Source organism: Microbacterium croceum (genome assembly GCF_023091245.1).
In the GTDB taxonomy this organism is placed as follows: domain Bacteria; phylum Actinomycetota; class Actinomycetes; order Actinomycetales; family Microbacteriaceae; genus Microbacterium; species Microbacterium croceum.
This window is the reverse complement of sequence record NZ_JAHWXN010000001.1, coordinates 982543-1000168: the sequence shown is the minus strand read 5'-3', so window position 1 is coordinate 1000168 and position 17626 is coordinate 982543. Positions and strand designations below refer to the sequence as shown.

The 17626-nt window shown below is 68.5% G+C and carries 15 protein-coding genes; 5 read left to right on the top strand and 10 right to left on the bottom strand.

All coding sequences use genetic code 11. The features are described from left to right. Positions 1-51 precede the first annotated feature (51 nt). Together KZC51_RS04770 and purD are read left to right on the top strand one after the other, a co-directional pair. A complete protein-coding gene (locus KZC51_RS04770; protein WP_247628868.1) occupies positions 52-723 on the top strand; it encodes an NUDIX hydrolase in 672 nt (223 codons plus the stop codon). 296 nt (positions 724-1019) lie between these two features. Then, on the top strand, positions 1020-2297 hold the full coding sequence (gene purD / locus KZC51_RS04765; RefSeq protein WP_247628867.1) for a phosphoribosylamine--glycine ligase: 1278 nt from the start codon (positions 1020-1022) through the stop codon (positions 2295-2297). 153 nt (positions 2298-2450) lie between these two features. Here purD and KZC51_RS04760 read toward each other — a convergent pair whose 3' ends face one another. The 4 genes from KZC51_RS04760 to KZC51_RS04745 all read right to left on the bottom strand — a co-directional run bounded on the left by KZC51_RS04760 (position 2451) and on the right by KZC51_RS04745 (position 7000). Next, complete coding sequence (locus tag KZC51_RS04760; protein ID WP_247628866.1) at positions 2451-3179, bottom strand: amino acid ABC transporter ATP-binding protein; 729 nt, start codon at positions 3177-3179, stop codon at positions 2451-2453. Next, on the bottom strand, positions 3176-4654 hold the full coding sequence (locus KZC51_RS04755; RefSeq protein ID WP_247628865.1) for an amino acid ABC transporter substrate-binding protein/permease: 1479 nt from the start codon (positions 4652-4654) through the stop codon (positions 3176-3178). Before KZC51_RS04755 ends, KZC51_RS04760 begins: the two co-directional genes overlap by 4 nt. 166 nt (positions 4655-4820) lie before the next feature. Further along, positions 4821-6380, bottom strand: coding sequence for a DHA2 family efflux MFS transporter permease subunit (locus tag KZC51_RS04750; protein ID WP_281731713.1), 1560 nt, complete (start codon positions 6378-6380; stop codon positions 4821-4823). Continuing rightward, on the bottom strand, positions 6377-7000 hold the full coding sequence (locus KZC51_RS04745; RefSeq protein ID WP_247628864.1) for a PadR family transcriptional regulator: 624 nt from the start codon (positions 6998-7000) through the stop codon (positions 6377-6379). Before KZC51_RS04745 ends, KZC51_RS04750 begins: the two co-directional genes overlap by 4 nt. 136 nt (positions 7001-7136) lie before the next feature. On the opposite strand from KZC51_RS04745, the gene KZC51_RS04740 reads away from it, so the two are divergent. Together KZC51_RS04740 and KZC51_RS04735 are read left to right on the top strand one after the other, a co-directional pair. Then, positions 7137-8015, top strand: a complete 879-nt coding sequence (locus KZC51_RS04740; RefSeq protein WP_247628863.1) for a phosphoribosylaminoimidazolesuccinocarboxamide synthase — start codon at positions 7137-7139, stop codon at positions 8013-8015. 296 nt (positions 8016-8311) lie between these two features. Next, the gene (locus KZC51_RS04735) at positions 8312-9667 is read left to right on the top strand and encodes a uracil-xanthine permease family protein (protein WP_247628862.1); all 1356 of its coding nucleotides are present in this window, start codon (positions 8312-8314) and stop codon (positions 9665-9667) included. Positions 9668-9913: 246 nt separating this feature from the next. Here KZC51_RS04735 and KZC51_RS04730 read toward each other — a convergent pair whose 3' ends face one another. The 6 genes from KZC51_RS04730 to KZC51_RS04705 all read right to left on the bottom strand — a co-directional run bounded on the left by KZC51_RS04730 (position 9914) and on the right by KZC51_RS04705 (position 16669). Then, positions 9914-10582 carry a TetR/AcrR family transcriptional regulator gene (locus tag KZC51_RS04730; protein ID WP_247628861.1) on the bottom strand — a complete coding sequence of 223 codons (669 nt, stop codon included), beginning with the start codon at positions 10580-10582 and terminating at the stop codon, positions 9914-9916. A gap of 263 nt (positions 10583-10845) precedes the next feature. Then, positions 10846-11832, bottom strand: a complete 987-nt coding sequence (locus tag KZC51_RS04725; RefSeq protein WP_247628860.1) for a LacI family DNA-binding transcriptional regulator — start codon at positions 11830-11832, stop codon at positions 10846-10848. A gap of 56 nt (positions 11833-11888) precedes the next feature. After that, positions 11889-13319, bottom strand: coding sequence for a GH1 family beta-glucosidase (locus KZC51_RS04720; protein ID WP_247628859.1), 1431 nt, complete (start codon positions 13317-13319; stop codon positions 11889-11891). A 5-nt stretch (positions 13320-13324) separates the two neighbouring features. Continuing rightward, entirely contained in the window at positions 13325-14215 is an 891-nt protein-coding gene (locus tag KZC51_RS04715; protein ID WP_247628858.1) for a carbohydrate ABC transporter permease, read from the bottom strand. Beyond that, a complete protein-coding gene (locus tag KZC51_RS04710) occupies positions 14212-15246 on the bottom strand; it encodes a carbohydrate ABC transporter permease (protein ID WP_247628857.1) in 1035 nt (344 codons plus the stop codon). The genes KZC51_RS04715 and KZC51_RS04710 overlap by 4 nt, the downstream gene beginning before the upstream one ends. A gap of 112 nt (positions 15247-15358) precedes the next feature. Continuing rightward, positions 15359-16669 (bottom strand): ABC transporter substrate-binding protein, encoded by a 1311-nt coding sequence (locus KZC51_RS04705; RefSeq protein ID WP_247628856.1) that lies wholly within the window; start codon positions 16667-16669, stop codon positions 15359-15361. A 283-nt stretch (positions 16670-16952) separates the two neighbouring features. Here KZC51_RS04705 and KZC51_RS04700 point away from each other — a divergent pair, with 283 nt between their 5' ends. Then, positions 16953-17486, top strand: a complete 534-nt coding sequence (locus KZC51_RS04700; protein ID WP_247628855.1) for an adenine phosphoribosyltransferase — start codon at positions 16953-16955, stop codon at positions 17484-17486. Positions 17487-17626: the final 140 nt, after the last annotated feature.

Here is a 17626-nt window from a genome sequence, read left to right as displayed (position 1 = left end):
CCTCGACGCGCCAGCGGGCCCAGCCGGGCGGGCGGCGTCTAGGCTCATGCCATGAGCACGCAGTATCCGGAAGGCGCACGCGCCGAACTGCTCGCCGGCGTCGCCGCACACTCCTGGGGCGGACCGTTCCCGCAGCTCGCCGACCCCGACGCGGCGCACGACGCCGCGGTGCTGATCCTGTTCGGTGTGCTCGACAGCATCCCCGCCCCGACCGCAGACGCCGCTGTGGCCCGCGACCTCGACGTGCTGCTGCAGCGACGCGCGGAGACCCTCTCGTCGCACCCCGGTCAGGTCTCGTTCCCCGGTGGTCGCGCGGAGCCCGACGATTCCGATGCCGTGGCCACCGCGCTCCGCGAGGCCCAGGAGGAGACCGGACTCGATCCCTCCGGCGTCGAGGTCCTGGCTACTCTGCCCGAGATCCCGCTCGCCGCGAGCAACCACCGCGTCACCCCGGTGCTCGGCTGGTGGCAGACGCCGTCCCGCGTCGCCGCGGTGGACCATGCCGAGACCGTGGAGGTCTTCCGCGTGCCGGTCGCGCAACTGCTCGACCCCGCTACCCGCTACACCTCGGTACGGCGCTACGGCGACCTGACCTTCCGCGCGCCGGCGTTCGACGTCGACGGCACGATCGTGTGGGGCTTCACCGCCATGGTGCTCAGCGGCCTGTTCGACGCCGCCGGCTGGACGGTGCCGTGGAACGTCGAGGACGAGCGGCCGGTCTGAACCGACTGCCGGCCTCCGGTCGACACCCGGTCTGCGCGGAGCGGCGGTCTGCGCTCCACCCGGTCTGGGCGCAGCGGCGTCCGTAACTCAGGAGGACCGGTGGGCATCGGCCTGATTTCGCGCCTCCAGGCCCCCATCCGACCCGATCTTCCTGAGTTGTGGACGCCGTCGCCCGTTCACAACTCCTCAGATTCGGCAGGCTCTGCGTCCGGATCCGGCCCAGACGGCCCGCAGGCACGCTTTCTTGAGGAGTTACGAACCGAAACCCCGCGCACGAGCGTCGGTAGTCTGGACCTGTGAAGATTCTCGTCCTCGGTTCCGGTGCCCGTGAGCACGCGATCATCCTCTCCCTGCGGGCAGAGCAGACGGAGCACGAGATCTTCGTCGCTCCCGGCAACGCCGGCATGGCGCAGGATGCGACACCCGTCACGCTCGACCCCCTCGACGGCGGTGCGGTGACCGCGTTCGCGAACACCCACGCGATCGACCTCGTCGTGATCGGCCCCGAGGCTCCGCTGGTCGCCGGCGTCGCGGACGCGCTGAGGGCCCATGGCATCCCGGTCTTCGGCCCCGGCAAGGCGGCGGCGCAGCTCGAGGGCTCGAAGTCGTTCGCGAAGCGGATCATGGACGCGGCCGGAGTGCCCACCGGACGCGCGGTCCGGGCCGCGACCGTCGCCGACGTCGAGTCCGCGTTCGATGACCTCGGCGCGCCCTATGTCGTGAAGGCCGACGGCCTGGCCGCGGGCAAGGGTGTCATCGTGACCTCCGAGCGCGCCGAGGCGCTCGCCCACGCCGAGCACTACCTGCCAGCGGGCCCGGTGCTGATCGAGGAGTTCCTCTCGGGCCCCGAGGTCTCGCTGTTCTTCCTCAGCGACGGCGACACCGTGCGCGCGCTGAGCCCGGCGCAGGACTTCAAGCGCGCACTCGATGGCGACGCCGGCCCCAACACGGGCGGCATGGGGGCCTACTCGCCGCTGCCCTGGCTCGCCGAGCAGTTCGGCAGCGAGCAGGAGTTCGTGGCCGAGGTGACCCGCGATGTCGCGCTTCCCGTCATCCGCCAGCTCGACGCCGAGGGCACCCCGTTCATCGGACTGCTGTATGCCGGGCTCATCCTGACGCCCGCCGGCGTGCGGGTGATCGAGTTCAACGCACGCTTCGGCGACCCGGAGACGCAGATCGTGCTGCCTCGTCTGGTCACCCCGCTGTCGGAGCTGCTGTTCGCCGCCGCATCCGGTACGCTCGAGGACCAGCCGGAACCGGAGTTCAGCGACGACGTCGCGATCACGGTCGTGCTGGCGAGCGAGGGCTACCCGGAGGCGCCGCAGACCGGTCGTCCGATCGAGGGCCTCGCCGCGGCCGGAGCCGTGGAGGGCGTGCGCCTCGTGCATGCCGCGACCGCGTCGCCTGACGCCCCCGGCGGATCGCTCATCGCGACCGGTGGACGCGTGCTGAACGTGGTCGCGGTGGCATCCGACTTCCACACGGCCCGCGCCCGTGCCTACGAGGCGATCGCGTTGATCGGACTCGACGGCTCGCACTACCGCACCGACATCGCCGCCCGCGTCGCGGAGTAGTCCCGCGGCCCGGCGCTCCGCCGCGCCGAGACCCATCACAACGACCGAGACCCACCGCCCTCAGCGTCGAAACCGGTGGGTTTCGACGAGGGCGATGGGTCTCGACAGGCCGGGCGCGCCGGGGCGCCGGAGCGCCCGCCGGGGCGCGAGCGCTCAGAGCACCTTGGAGAGGAAGTCCTTCAGACGCTCGTTCTTCGGGGCGCCGAACAGCTCAGCGGGCGGGGCCTCTTCGACCACGACACCGCCGTCCATGAAGACGGTGCGGCCCGAGACCTCGCGGGCGAAGCCCATCTCGTGCGTGACCAGCACCATCGTCATGCCGCCGGATGCCAGGTCGCGGATGACCTGCAGCACCTCGCCGACCATCTCGGGGTCGAGCGCGCTGGTGGCCTCGTCGAAGAGCATGATCTCGGGGTCCATCGCGAGCGCCCGGGCGATCGCGACACGCTGCTTCTGACCACCGGAGAGGGATGCCGGCTTGGCATCCGCCTTCTCCGCGAGACCGACGCGCTCGAGCAGAGCGGTCGCGCGGGCGCGAGCATCCGCCTTCGAGAGCTTGCCCAGCTCGATCGGCGCGAGCGTGATGTTCTCGAGCACGGTCATGTGCGGGAACAGGTTGAAGTGCTGGAACACCATGCCGATGCGCTGACGCACCTCATCGAGCTTCACGCTCTTGTCCGTCAGGTCGACCCCGTCGATCACGACGTGTCCCGACGTGGGTTCCTCGAGCTTGTTGAGGCAGCGCAGCAGGGTCGACTTGCCCGAACCGGACGGACCGATGACCGCGATGACCTCGCCGTCCTCCACCGTGAGGTCGATGCCCTTGAGCACCTTGTTGTCTCCGAAGGACTTGTGCAGGTCCCGGACTTCGATCTTGCTCATGCGTTGAACTTCCTCTCCAGGCGGTTCGCGAGCAGCGTCAGCAGCGTGATCACGACGAAGTAGATCACGGCGACGATGGTCAGCACCTGTGCCGACAGGTAGGTGGAGGCGATGATCTGGCGCGAGACGAACGTGAGCTCGGCGAGACCGATCACGCTGATCAGCGACGTGTCCTTGAGGGTGATGATGCCCTGGTTCACGAACGAGGGGATCATGATGCGGAACGCCTGCGGGAGCACGACCTTCTGCATCGTCTTCCAGTGCCCGAGGCCGAGCGAACGAGACGCCTCGTTCTGCCCGGGGTCGACGGCCTGGATACCACCGCGGATGATCTCGGTCATGTAGGCGCCTGTGTTGAGCGAGAGCGTGATCGCACCGGCGACGAACGGGTTGAACGTCAGACCGGGGAACAGCTGCGGGATCGCGAAGAACACGAAGAACGCCTGCACCAGGATCGGGGTGCCGCGGAACACGTAGACGTAGGCCGTGGCGATCCAGCGGAACGGGGCGAACTTCGAGATCCGTCCGAACCCGAACACGATGCCGAGGATGAACGCGGCCACGATCGCGACGATGGTCGCGAGGATCGTGAGCCACAGGCCCTCCATCAGCGCAGGCCAGTACTGCACCGCGACCGAGATGATGTCGGTCGGCTGCGTGCTCTCCTCGCCGCCGCTCAGGTACCGGTCGACGATCGTGTCGTACTCGCCGGAGGCCTGGAGGTTCGCGAGGCCCGCGTTGAACATCTCGAGCAGTTCGGGGTTCAGCCCCTTGTTGACCGCGAAGCCGTACTCGCCGCCCAGCTCCGGTTCGCCGATCAGGCGGAAGCCCGACCCCTGCTGGATGCCGTAGGCGAGCACCGGGAAGTCCTCGAAGTAGCCGACGGCCTGGCCGGCCTTGACCGCGTCGACCATGTCGGTCGTGTCCTGGTACGGAGTGACCCGGAAGCCGTACTTCTCCTGGTTCTCCTCGGCGAAGGTCTGGCCCTGGGTGCCGGTCTTGACGGCGACGGCCTTGCCGTCGAGGTCATCCAGGGACTGCACGTCGCTGGATGCGAGCACACCGAGCTGGATGCCGCTGGTGAAGTACGGATCGCTGAAGTCGAAGGCCTGCTTGCGCTCGTCCGTGATCGACATGCCGGCCATGACGGCGTCGACCTGGTTCGCCTGCAGCGCCTGCACGGCGGCGTCGAAGCCGAGCTGGCGGATCTCGACCTCGAAGCCCTGGTCCGCAGCGATCGCGCGGAGCAGGTCCATGTCGATGCCGACCAGGTCGCCGTTCTTGTCGGTGAACTCGAACGGCGCGAACGTGGTGTCTGTGCCGATCACGTAGGTGTCGGGGGCGTCTGCGGCAGACGCGGCGGATGCTCCTCCGAGCAGGGCGCCGGCCGCGACGAAGGCGGTCAGCGCGGTGGCGACGGCGGTGCGCCCGAGCAGGCGCAGCCGCGCGAGCGCGGGGGATGGATTTCGGATCACGACGGATGCTCCTCGGATCGGCGAGGACGACCGGACAGTCGCCGAGGATCAACCTTAGTAAACGCCTGGGAATGCTCCCGGCGAGGTCAGGCCCGTTCCGGTCGCGGAGAAGCACGCTCGTCGCGGCGGACGGATGCTCCTCCGCGACCGGAACGACCCGTCGCGATCACTCGGCGGGAGCGGGTGCGGATGCCGGCGCCGGGACGTCGGCCGCGGTGGGGCGCTTCTGCGGGGCGCCGCGCAGGAACAGCGCCGCGATCAGTCCGATCACGATGACGCCGGCCGGCAGCAGGATGGCCTGCGACATCGCCGCCGCGAAGCCCTCTGCAACGGGAGCCGGCAGGGTCCCTCCGGAGCTGATGGAGCCGGCGGAATCCCCCATCCCCGGGAGGTTCGCCTCGAGTCGCGCCTGCATGAAGGTCGCGATCGCCGCGGAACCGACGACCGAGCCGATCGTGCGCGTGGTGTTGTAGATGCCCGCACCGGCACCGGCCTGACGCATCGGGAGCATCCGGGTGGCGGTGGTCGCCAGCGGCCCCCACATGCCGGCGCTGCCGATCCCGAGGAGCGCGGACGGGAACAGGAACATCCAGATCTCGGTGTCCATGTTCACCAGCGCCGAGTACCAGATCAGCGCCGCGGTGAAGGCGAGCAGGCCGGGGATGAGGATCAGGCGCGGGTCGGTGCGGTCGAGGATCTTGCCCGCGAGCGGGGCGAGCACACCCGAGAACACCGCCATCGGGATCATCAGCAGCGCGGCCTCGGTCGGGGTGAGCCCCCGAGCGATCTGCAGGAAGAACATCAGGGGCAAGGACATGCTCGTCACCGCGAACCCGACCGCAGCGATCGCGATGTTCGCGCCGGAGAAGTTGCGGTCGCGGAAGAGGTCGAGGGGCACGAGGGCTTCGTTCTTGGTCTTCCACTGCTGCAGGACGAACAGCGCGAGCACGACGACGCCGACGATGATCAGGCCCCAGACCGAGATGGGTCCCCAGATGACGCCCCAGTCGTACTTCTCACCCTCCTGCAGGCCGAACACCACCAGGAAGATCGCGATGGCGCTGAGGGCGACGCCGAGGATGTCGAACCGGTGCGGGTGCGTCGTGAGCTTGGGCACCAGGATCCAGGCAGCGACGAAGGCGATCACGCCGACGGGCACGTTGACGAAGAAGATCCACTGCCAACCGAGGCCATCGACCAGCACCCCGCCGAGCAGCGGCCCGACCAGCGTCGCGACACCGGCCGTGGCGCCCCACAGGCCCATGGCCGCACCGCGGCGCTCGGGCGGGAAGGTGCGGGTGATGACGGCCATGGTCTGCGGCGTCATGAACGCGGCGCCGAGCCCCTGCACCGCGCGGGCGGCGATCAGCCCCTCCAGCGAGCTCGACAGACCGCACCAGAGCGAAGCAGCGGTGAAGATCGCGAGACCGATCAGATAGATGTTCTTCGGGCCGAAGCGATCACCGAGGCGCCCGGTGATCAGCAGCGGCACGGCGTAGGTCAGCAGGTAGGCGCTGGTGACCCACACCACGTTGTCGAGGTTGTTGGTGTTCGGGTCGAGCGCGGCCTTGATCGCCGGGTTCGCCACCGAGACGATCGTGGTGTCGACGAGGATCATGAAGAAGCCGATGACGAGCGCCCACAGGGCGGGCCACGGACTCTGGGGCGCGTGCCCTGCGGCGAACGGGCCGGTGTCGGTGCCGGCCTTCTGGCGTGGATCGGTCATTGCTGTGCAACCTTTCGCTGAGCGAGATAGCGGTCTGAGTCGGTGAACGCCGACGGGCCCCAGGGGATGCTGTCGGTGTCGAGGCGGGAGAGAAGGGAGTCGAGCCAGCGCAGCTCGGCCTCGAGGAGCACCTCTTGGCGCTCGATCTCGACGAGCACCTGGGCAGGGACGCCCTTGGACCTCGCTCTGGCGAGGCCGTCGCGGTGCACCGCATGATCGTCGGCGAGAGCGACCCGACGTTCGCCGAGCAGCGCGATCACCTCGTCGCGTTCGAGGTTGTGCGCTTCGGCAAGCGCGATCCGGAAGTCGGTGGGGCGATCGATCCTGGGCAGTTCACGCTGCACCCAGGCGATCACGGCGCAGCGCCCGGCATCCGTCAATGTGTACGTCGTGCGCTCCGGACGGTTGCCGTCGCGGTCGATGCCCACCTCGTCGAGCAGCCCGGCCTTCTGCAGGCGCGAGACCGTGTGATAGAGCGTGCCGTTGGTGATCGTGAGGAGCCGGTCGTCGTGGCGCGCGCGCAGCAGACGCACCATCTCGTAGGGGTGCATGTCGCTCTCGCGCAGCAGTGCGAGCACCATCACACCCATGGGGGTCAACGTGTCCACCGGGTCTTTCATCACCTACTCCATCCCAATTAGTCCACGTGGACTATACGCCCATCCGATCGCAGAGGTCAACAGCTCAGGGCGCGCCTCTGCGCCCGACGCCGACACAGGGCCACGGAGCGGGGCGGATCACCGGGATAATGGGCGGGTGAGCACACCTTCAGAAGGCACGGCACAGAGCATCCCCGGCTGGCGGCACATCTACTCGGGCAAGGTCCGCGACCTGTACGCCTCGGAGGATCCGTCCGACACCCGCATCCTCGTCGTGGCGAGCGACCGCGTCAGCGCGTTCGACTTCGTGCTCTCCCCCGGCATCCCCGAGAAGGGCGCCCTGCTCACCGGACTGAGCCGCTGGTGGTTCGCGCAGCTGGACGACGTGCCCAACCACCTCGCCGAAGGAGACATCCCGGCATCCGTCGCCGACCGCGCCATGCTCGCGCAGTCGCTCGAGATGCTGCCGATCGAGTGCGTCGTGCGTGGATACATCACCGGGTCCGGTTGGGCCGAGTACACCGAGAGCGGCACCGTCTGCGGCATTCCCCTCCCCGCCGGCCTGCAGAACGGCGACCGCCTTCCCGAGCCCCTCTTCACCCCCGCCTACAAGGCGCCGATGGGGGAGCACGACGAGAACATCACGTTCGCGCAGACCGTGGATCTGGTCGGCGCCGAGCGGGCGAACGAGCTGCGCGACGCCGCGCTGTCGATCTACTCCCGCGCCGCCGCGATCGCCGAGGAGAAGGGCCTGATCCTCGCCGACACCAAGTTCGAGTTCGGGACGGATGCCGACGGCGTGCTGCGCCTGGCCGACGAGGTGCTCACGAGCGACTCCTCGCGCTACTGGGACGCCGCGGCCTGGAAGACCGGCACCACTCCGAACGAGCGGATGGCGAGCTTCGACAAGCAGATCGTGCGCGACTGGCTCGCCGCGAACTGGGACAAGCAGGGCGAGCCCCCGCTGCTCCCCGACGACATCGTGGGCCGCACGGCCGACCGCTACCGCGAGCTGCTCGCCCGCCTCGGGGTCTGACGCCCTTCTTCTCGCTTCGCGGCTCGGCGCAGGCGGTGCGGAGACCCGCGGCTCCCGAGCACGGCGCGCAGCGACGAGACGACGGGCGCTCTTCCGGCGCGACTCTCCCGCGACGTGCAGGATGATCCGCCGGATGCAGGAGGGATGAGGGCCCATCCGTCCTGCAGTCCGCACATTCTCCTGCAGGTCGCACGACGAGGTGGTGCAGCGGCGAGACGGAGGGCACCCAGGGAACACTCAGGAATCGATAGGGTTGCTCCAGCACTCCCGACATCCCCCGAACCTGAGGAGCCCGCATGGCCCTGTGGAAACTGCACGGAGACGGCCGCACCGTCGAACCCGGCGCCGTCGTCCGTCCCGATGAACGCCTCAACTGGCCCGCCACGATCGCGATCGGCCTTCAGCACGTGATCGCGATGTTCGGCGCGACGTTCCTGGTGCCGACCCTCACCGGTTTCCCCGTCCCGACCACACTGCTGTTCAGCGGTGTCGGCACGCTGCTCTTCCTGCTCATCACCAAGAACCAGCTGCCCAGCTACCTCGGCTCCTCGTTCGCGTTCATCGCCCCGATCACCGCCGCGGTCGCCGCGGGCGGCACCGGATCCGCCCTCGCCGGCGTGGTCGCGGTCGGCATCCTGCTCACGGTCGTCGGCCTGGTCGTGCAGTTCGCCGGGCTCCGCTGGGTCGACGCACTGATGCCCCCGGTGGTCGCCGGCGCGATCGTCGCCCTGATCGGCTTCAACCTCGCCCCGACCGCCTGGAACAACTTCCGGATCGACCCGGTCACCGCCACGATCACCCTCGTCGCGATCATCCTGTTCGCCGTGCTGTTCCGCGGTTTCCTCGGCCGGATCTCGATCTTCCTCGGCGTCGCGGTCGGGTTCATCTACGCCGCCTTCACCGGTTCGTTCGAGGTGCCCAACGCCCTGCGCGGCGGCAAGACCCCCTCCGAGCTCATCGCCGAGGCGCCGTGGATCGGCCTGCCGCACTTCCAGCTGCCCGACTTCATCGCCCCGGGAACCTGGTCGACGATCGCGATGTTCCTGCCCGTCGTGCTCGTGCTCGTCGCCGAGAACGTGGGCCACGTGCGCGGCGTCGCCACCATGACCGAGGATCCCGCGATCAACAAGCACACCGGACGCGCGCTCATCGCGGACGGCGTCGCCACCACCATCGCCGGAGGCTTCGGCGGCTCCGGCACCACCACCTACGGCGAGAACATCGGCGTCATGGCGGCGACTCGTGTGTACTCCACCGCGGTCTACTGGGTGGCCGGGCTCTTCGCGATCCTGCTCGCGTTCTCCCCGAAGGTCGGCGAGGTCTTCAACTCGATCCCCGCGGGCGTGCTCGGCGGTGCGACCACCGCGCTCTACGGGCTCATCGGCATCATCGGCATCAAGATCTGGGTCGACAGCAAGGTGGACTTCTCGCGTCCGGTGAACCAGTACACCGCTGCGGTCTCGCTGGTCATCGGCATCGCCGGCTTCTCGATGCAGCTCGGCGACTTCGCCTTCGGCGGCATCGTGCTGGGCACCGTCGCAGCTCTCCTCATCTACCACCTGGGCAACCTGATCGCCCGCGCGCGCAAGACCGGCGCCGACGACCCGAAGCCGCTCTCGGCGGTCGGACCGCTCGGCGGCGACCCCGCCTGATCAGCACACGCGCTGAATCGGGAGATCCCGGATGCCTCACCCGAGGCGTCCGGGATCTCTGCGTGTGGCGGCGACAGGCATCCGCGCCGTGCCGAGATTTCGGAAGCCCACGCCTTCTGCGGCCATCCGCCGCCCACGAGGCCGCAGAAGATGCATGGAGCCGAGATTGCGGCCCGCCCGACAGGGCATGAAGGCTCAGCGAGCGCGACGGCGCGCGTCAGATCAGGGGGTGGCGCACCGCGCGCGTCAGATCAGGGGGTCGCGCACCGCGCCCATCGCCCGCAGCCGGATCGATCCCGCCCGCGGCGGCGCGTCGAGCGGGAGGCGGTCTGACGGCTCGGGGAGCGCATAGATGCGGTACATCCAACGACGCGCATCCTCGAGCGGGAAGGTGTCGCCGTACACTGCGAATTTCACCAGGATGCCCTCGAGCGTGCTGCGCAGCATGATCTCCTCGAGCTCGGGGTCGATCGCACCGCGCTCGCGGAACACGTCGCGCACCGACTCCTCGGCGATCAGCGCGCGGTCGGCGTAGCGCTCTTCGGCCTCGGCGAACAGCCGGTGCGTGGAGGGCTGCTGCTGCATGGCCAGCACCGCGCGCTGCAGCGGCAGCGCGTAGCCGGTCGCCATGACGACGGAGTCGATCAGGCCGGCCAGGCGCTCGTCCGCTGTCCCCTCGACACCCGGCAGCCCGAACAGCGCCTCGAACCAGGCGTCGATCACGGCGACGATCAGCTGTTCCTTGCCGCCGAAGTGGTAGTTGACGAGGCCCTGGGCGACGCCGGCCCGCTGCGTGATCTGGGCGATGCTGGCACCCGAGACGCCCCGCTCGGCGAACAGCTCGATCGCGGATTCCAGGATCAGCTCACGCGCACGCTCACGGGCGAGTCGGTTCTGCTCCTCGGAGCGTGCCACGGCCACCTCCCCCTTCCCGGCACCGGCTGACTTCCGGTTCGGCCATCTGCCCTATAGATTAATGACTGAACGATTCTTCAGTCTAAGAATATGAGTCATGCCGGGGGGCATGACCACGTTCCGTCGGTCCGCCGGACCACCGCGCCATATCCCTGCGGTGCCGCGACCGCACACGCACGGGGCCGATCCTGTCCGGAGGGGCGACAGGATCGGTCCTGTGTCGCGCCACGGCCGATGGCGTCAGGACAGGTGCTGCGACACGGTCACGCCGAGGCGCGCACCACCAGCTCGGTGGACAGGATCGTGGTGTGAGCCGGGTCTCCGCCGGCCAGACGCGACAGCAGCACACTCGCCATCGCCTCGCCCTGCGCATACATCGGCTGGCGCATCGTGGTGAGCTGCGGATCGGTCGTGGTGGCGACGGGAGAGTCGTCGAATCCCACCAGCGCGACGTCTTCGGGCACGCGCAGCCCCGCGGCGCGGATCACCGTCAGCGCACCACGGGCCATGAGGTCGCTCGCGACGAAGATCCCGTCCGGCCTCCCCGCAGCGAGGATGCGCCGTGCGGCATCCACCCCGCTCGCCTCACTGTAGTCGCCCGCTTCCTCGGCGAACGGGGCGAGCCCGGCCTCTGCCAGTGCGTCACGGAAACCCTGCATGCGGTCGCGCGACGACAGCATGGTGGGCGTTCCCGAAATCGTGGCGATGCGGGTGCGTCCGATGTCGATCAGTCGCCCGGTCGCCGTTCTGGCCCCCAGGACGTTGTCGACGTCGACGACGTAGTCGCCCTCGCGCCGACGGCCTCCATAGACCACCGGGATCGCGTCGGCGATCCGCTCGATGTAGGCGTCGCTCGTGTGGTGCGACACGATCAGCGCGCCGTCGACGCCACCGTTGCGCACGAAGCTGGTCATCTTGTCGCCGGGGTCGTCGCTCGCGATGAGCAGGTTCAGCAGGTAGTCGGAGGTGCGCAGGACCCCGGTGATGCCCGCGACGATGGCCGCGAAGAACGGGTCGCCGAACACGCGCGTGGTGTCTTCGGGGATGATCAGGGCGATCGCCTGCGTCTGATTCGACGCGAGCGAACGCGCCGCGCGGTTCGGCACGTAGCTGAGCCGCTCGATCGCGGTGCGCACCGCGATCAGCGCCTCCGGGCTCACGGCCGTCGAGCCGTTGACCACACGTGACACGGTCGACCGGGACACCCCGGCGGCAGAAGCCACCTCTTCAATGGTCGCTCGTGACGACACAGTTCTCCCTCTGATCCGACAGCGGGCCGGATGCTCCGGACCCGAGCCGCCCGAGCTCAGAGGCTGCGTGCGGCGATGATGCGAGCGTACTCCCGCCCCGAGTCCTTGACGCTCCGCTCCTGTGTGTCGTAGTCGACCCGCACGATGCCGAATCGCTTGTCGTAACCCCAGGCCCACTCGTAGTTGTCGAACAGCGACCAGTAGAAGTAGCCGCGCACATCGACGCCAGCATCCACGGCATCCAGCACCGCGCCCAGATGCAGGCGCAGGAACTCGGTGCGCTCGGCATCGTGCACGCGCGTCTCGCCGTCCTCGACCACCGCGACGTCATCGTAGGCCGCGCCGTTCTCGGTCATGTACAGCACGGTTCCTGCGGGTTCGGCGTACTCGGTCCACACGCGCTGCAGCAGGCGGGTCAGCCCCTCGGGCTGCACCTCCCAGTTCTGCGCCGTGCGGGGAAGACCGCGCTCGACGTTGTGGATGTTCTCGAACGACGGGTAGGGGCTGCGCACCTTGCGCTCGGTGTCCGGCACGCTCTCGACCGCAGCCTCGGCCGGCGCCGTGCCCGAGAGGAAGTCGCCGTGATAGTAGTTCACGCCCTGCGTGTCGATGTGCTGCGAGATCGTCTCGAGGTCGCCCTCGTGGATCGCGGCCTCGAACTGCGCGACGGCATCCGCATCCACCGCCCGGATGTCCTCGACGATGTCGGCCGGGTAGGCACCCCGGTAGATCGGGTCGAGGAACCAGCGGTTGAACTGTCCGTCGATGCGGCGCACCGCGTCGAGATCCCCGGCGTTCTGCGGGTCCGCCGCATCCGCGACGGTGTGGTTCAAGGTGATCCCCAGGTCGAGCGAGGAGTCACGACGACGTAGCTCTCGCACCGTCTCGCCGTGAGCGAGCAACAGATGGTGCGAGGCGAGCAGCCCCTCGGCGACGCTGGTGTGCCCCGGCGCGTGCTCACCGCCCGTGTACGAGAGGAACGACGAGCACCACGGCTCATTCAGCGTCGTCCACACGTTCACCCGGTCGCCGAGCGCGTCGTGCATGGTGCCCGCGTACTCGAGGAAGCGGTCGACGGTGTCGCGGTTCGTCCATCCGCCCTTCTCCTGCAGAGCCTGCGGCATGTCCCAGTGGTACAGCGTGAGCCAGGGCAGGATGTCGGCGTCGAGCAGCGAGTCGACCAGGCGCTGGTAGAAGTCGACACCCGCGGGGTTCACCGCGCCGCCGTCCGGACGCACGCGCGACCACGACGTCGAGAAGCGGTAGGTCTGCAGTCCGAGTCGGGCCATCAGCGCGACGTCCTCCGCATACCGGTGGTAGTGGTCGCACGCCACATCGCCGTTATCTCCCCCGATCACGGCGCCGGGCACACGCGAGAACGTGTCCCAGATCGACGCGGTGCGGCCGTCCTCGAAAGCCGCGCCCTCGATCTGGTAGGCGGCGGTCGCGGCACCGAAGAGGAAGTTCGAAGGGAAGGGGCGGGTCATGAAGGTCATCCTTTCACCGCGCCCGCCATGATGCCACTGACCAGCTGCCGGCCCGCGACCACGAAGAGCACGAGAAGCGGAAGGGTCGCGAGCACCGCACCGGCGAGCACGATCGAGTAGTCGATGTAGTAACCGGACTGCAGCTGGCTGAGCGCGGTCTGCAGCGTCGGGTTCTGCGGGGAGAGCACGATGAGCGGCCAGAGGTAGTCCGTCCACGCGGTCATGAACGTGAAGAGTCCGAGGATCGCCATCGCGGGCCGTGCCGCAGGGATGCCGACCGTGAGGAAGGTGCGGAACTGGTTCGCCCCGTCCATCCTGGCCGCCTCGATCAGCTCGTCGGGGATCACGTCGACCAGGTACTGCCGCATGAAGAACACCCCGAACGCGGTGACGAGCGTGGGCACGATCACCGCGCCGATCGACCCGGTCCAGCCCAGCTCGCGCATCACCATGAACAGCGGGATGATGCCCAGCTGCGTGGGGATCGCCATGGTCGCGATGACGAAGATCATGAGACCCTCGCGACCCTTGAACTTGAGCTTCGCGAAGGCGTAGCCCGCCAGGGTCGAGAAGGTGACGACCGAGATCGTGATGATCGACGAGATGAGGAACGAGTTGCCCAGCGCCAGCCAGAACGGGATCGCGTCGAAGACCTTCGCGGCATTCGTGAAGAAGTTGCCGCCGGGGATCACGGGCAGGGTCTCGCCCCTGGTCGCGTTCGTGCCGCTCGCCACCACGACCGACCACCACAGCGGGTAGACGCTGCCGATGATGAAGGCAGCCAGCAGACCGTAGGTGAGGAAGCCGGGGCGGCTGCCGATGCCGGCCGTGCCGACGGACATGCTCCGACGACGGCGGATCTTCTCGGGCACGCTCAGTGCCTGGGTCGCGGTCATCGTGCGTCCTTCTCGGTGGTGATGCGGGCTCGGCGGCGCGCGGCGCGGTTCTTGGGGGAGTCGCCGGTGGAGATGCGGCGTGAGATCAGGAAGTTGATCACGCCGATCCCGACGATCAGCACGAACAGCAGGATGGCGACCGCCGATGCCTCCCCGAGGTTGCGGCGGAAGAACGCCAGCTCCCACAGGAACAGCACCGTGGTCTGGAACTGCCGGTCGCTGCCGCCGATGCCACCCGCTGTCGACACGTCGAACAGGCGAGGCTCGGCGAAGATCTGCAGCCCGCCGATCGTCGCGGTGATGATCACGAAGATCAGGGTGGGACGGATGGTGGGGATCGTGATGGAGAAGAAGCGGCGCGCAGCCCCCGCACCGTCGAGAGCGGCGGATTCGTAGAGGTCGCGCGGCACCGCCTGCATCGCGGCGAGCAGGATGAGGGCGTTGTATCCCGTCCACCGGAAGTTCACCATCACCGCGATCGCGAGGTGCGAGAGGGCGGTGTTGTGCTTCCACTCCTGGTCGGCGATGCCGATGAGGTTCAGGAGGTTGTTGGCCAGGCCGTCCGCCTCGTTGAAGATGCTGGAGAAGATGATGGCCACCGCGACGGGAGTGACCACGAACGGGATGAGCACACTCATGCGCCAGAACGTCGGCGCCCGCAGGCCACGGTCGAGCAGGTAGGCGATCACGAGGGCGACGGCCAGCTGCGGGATGGCGGAGAGCAGGAAGATGCTCAGGGTGTTGCCGATCGAGTTCCAGAACATCGCGTCGCCGAGGATCTTGACGAAGTTCCCGGCGCCCACGAAGTCGCCTTCGCCCTTGAGCAGATCCCAGTCGTGCACGGCCACGTAGACCGTGTACAGCAGCGGGAACAGGCCCACGAGTCCGAACAGCAGGAAGAAGGGCGAGATGTAGAAGTACGGGGAGGCGTTCTGGTCGAACCGGGAGAGCCGGTGACGCCAGGGGCGCTTCGCCGACGCATCAGGCGCCGTGTCGGATGCCGTCGCGCGGCGTTCCGCGGTGAGAGTCATGAGATCTTCCTTGTCCAAGAGCCTGGGTCCCCGAGCTCATCGAAGGGCGGGATGATTCGACAGGCTCAGCGACCCGATGTCGATGGGTCGCTGAGCCTGTCGAGGGGAGGTGTCAGCCGACCAGGTCGTTCAGCAGCTGGATGGCCTGATCCCAGGCGCCCTTGGTGTCGGTCTCGCCGCGGTCGAGGCTGTTCAGAGCCGGACCGAAGACGTTCTCCTGGATGACCGAGTCATCCGCACCCTTGAACTGCGCCACGACGCCCTTGGCACGCTCAGCCAGGATCGCGCCGGTGGGAGCGTCGTTGAAGAACGCGTTCGGCGTGGCATCGGCGGCAAGCGTCTCCTGCGCCTTGACCGTCGAGGGGAAGTTGCCTGCGGCCTCGGACTGCTTGACCTGCTGCTCGGGCTGCGTCAGCCAGTCGGCGAGTTCAGCGGCTGCCTTCTTGTGCTCGGACGACTCCGGGATCGACAGGAATGCGCCACCCCAGTTCGCGGCTCCTCCGGGGAAGACGTCCGCGAAGTCCCAGCCGGTGGAGGCGTCTCCGCCACCGGCCTCGACCTGACCCTGCACGACACCGAGCATCCAGCCGGGGCATACGAAGGTCGCGAATGTGCCGTCGACGAAGGACTTGCCGCCGTTCCAGTCCCACGCGGTCTGCGCAGCGGACTGGCCGCCTTCGGTTGCCGCGCCCAGCAGCTCGAAGCGCTCCTTGAGCTGGTCGTTGCCCTCGACGTTCAGCTTGCCGTCGGAGGTGTAGTAGCCCTCGTCGAGCTGGTTGACCATGGCGTTCCAGACGAAGCCGGAGTGGTCGTACCAGGCCTTGCCGGTCTTGGCGGTGTAGTCGGCGCCGACCGCGAAGTAGTTCTCCCAGTCGCCGTTCAGCAGCTCGGCAACGGACTCGCGGTCGCTCGGGAGCCCTGCGGCCTCGAACGCGGCGCCGTTGTAGCAGATGCCCGAGGGGCCGATGTCGGTGCCGTAGCCGATCACGCGGCCCTCGGCATCCGTGGCCTGGCCGTACTTCCAGTCGACCCAGTCGTCCTTGCGGTCCTCGATGCCGTAGTCGCGCAGGTCGACGAAGGTGTCGGACACGTCCATGATCGCGCCGAGCCAGCCTTCCTCGATCGCGACGATGTCGCTGAGGCCGGAGCCGGCGGCGATCTTGGTGAAGGCATCGGTGCGGGCGTTGCCACCCGTGTCGATGTTGGTGGCCTCGATCTTCACGTTCGGGTGGAGCTTCTCGTACTCCTTGTACAGGTCTTCGTAGCCGAAGGTTCCGAAGGTGGTCACGGTCAGCGTGACGTCTTCGTCGCCATCGGCCCCGTCCGTTCCGCCGGTGTTGGCAGAGCAGCCGGCGAGGGCGAGGGCGGAGACGGATGCCGCGGCGGCAATCGTCAGGATCCGGCGGCGGGCACGTGTGTTCACAAGTCACTCCTTTGTGCGGGTTTTCGTGCGGTGATGGTGCTTTCGGGGATCCATGGGAGCGCTCCCACGGACTGACCAGTCACTCTATGGGAGCGCTCCCATGAATGTCAAGCGCGCGTCTGACGCTCGGTTCTCGAAACGATCATCCGGGCGGATCGGGAGCCGGCACCGGGATCTCGCGTTCACAACTCCTCAAAAACCGGGGCGATCCGCCCGGATCGGGGCAGTTCCGACCCGAACCGCGTCATTTCTGCTAAGTTGTGAACGCGGGTAACCTTGCCCGGTGCCCGAAGCCGAACTCTCCCCCGCCCTCGCCCGCGCCGCCTCGCTGATCCGGAGCATCCCGGACTACCCCGAACCCGGCATCGTGTTCCGCGACATCACGCCGTTGCTCGCGGATGCGGAGGCGTTGAAGGCCACGACCGAGGCGATCCTCGAGCCGTTCGCCGGGCAGTTCGACGTCGTCGCCGGTATCGAGGCACGCGGGTTCATCCTGGCCGGCGCCGCTGCCATCGCCGCGGGGGTCGGGCTCATCCCGATCCGCAAGGCGGGCAAGCTCCCCCGGCCCGCGGCATCCGTCGACTATGCGCTCGAGTACGGCACCGCCACGATCGAGATGCACGACGACCTGCCGGCCGGATCGCGCGTGCTGCTGATCGACGATGTGCTCGCCACCGGGGGCACCCTCGCCGCCGGACGCCAGCTGGTCGAGCAGCTCGGCAGCCATGTCATCGGCATCTCGGTGCTGTTCGAGATCGACGGTCTCGGCGGCCGCGAGCTGATCGGCGACCTGCACACCGTGTTCCACGCGGAGTAGCCCCCGCACGCCCGCAGGCTCTCGCCGACTGGACGGGATCGTATCGAGTGCACGGCATCCACGCGTCGACAGCCCGTGCACCGGGCAACACCCCGTGCACTCGGCGTCACGGCGGGCCTCGTCGCACGGCGGAGGGGTGC

What these genes read in the sequence shown, in the direction of transcription:
- KZC51_RS04770 (WP_247628868.1), top strand. Translation starts at nt 52, where the DNA reads ATGAGCACGCAGTATCCGGAAGGCGCACGCGCCGAACTGCTCGCCGGC.
- KZC51_RS04760 (WP_247628866.1), bottom strand. Translation starts at nt 3,179, where the DNA reads ATGAGCAAGATCGAAGTCCGGGACCTGCACAAGTCCTTCGGAGACAAC.
- KZC51_RS04750 (WP_281731713.1), bottom strand. Translation starts at nt 6,380, where the DNA reads ATGACCGATCCACGCCAGAAGGCCGGCACCGACACCGGCCCGTTCGCC.
- KZC51_RS04745 (WP_247628864.1), bottom strand. Translation starts at nt 7,000, where the DNA reads ATGAAAGACCCGGTGGACACGTTGACCCCCATGGGTGTGATGGTGCTC.
- KZC51_RS04735 (WP_247628862.1), top strand. Translation starts at nt 8,312, where the DNA reads ATGGCCCTGTGGAAACTGCACGGAGACGGCCGCACCGTCGAACCCGGC.
- KZC51_RS04720 (WP_247628859.1), bottom strand. Translation starts at nt 13,319, where the DNA reads ATGACCCGCCCCTTCCCTTCGAACTTCCTCTTCGGTGCCGCGACCGCC.
- KZC51_RS04715 (WP_247628858.1), bottom strand. Translation starts at nt 14,215, where the DNA reads ATGACCGCGACCCAGGCACTGAGCGTGCCCGAGAAGATCCGCCGTCGT.
- KZC51_RS04710 (WP_247628857.1), bottom strand. Translation starts at nt 15,246, where the DNA reads ATGACTCTCACCGCGGAACGCCGCGCGACGGCATCCGACACGGCGCCT.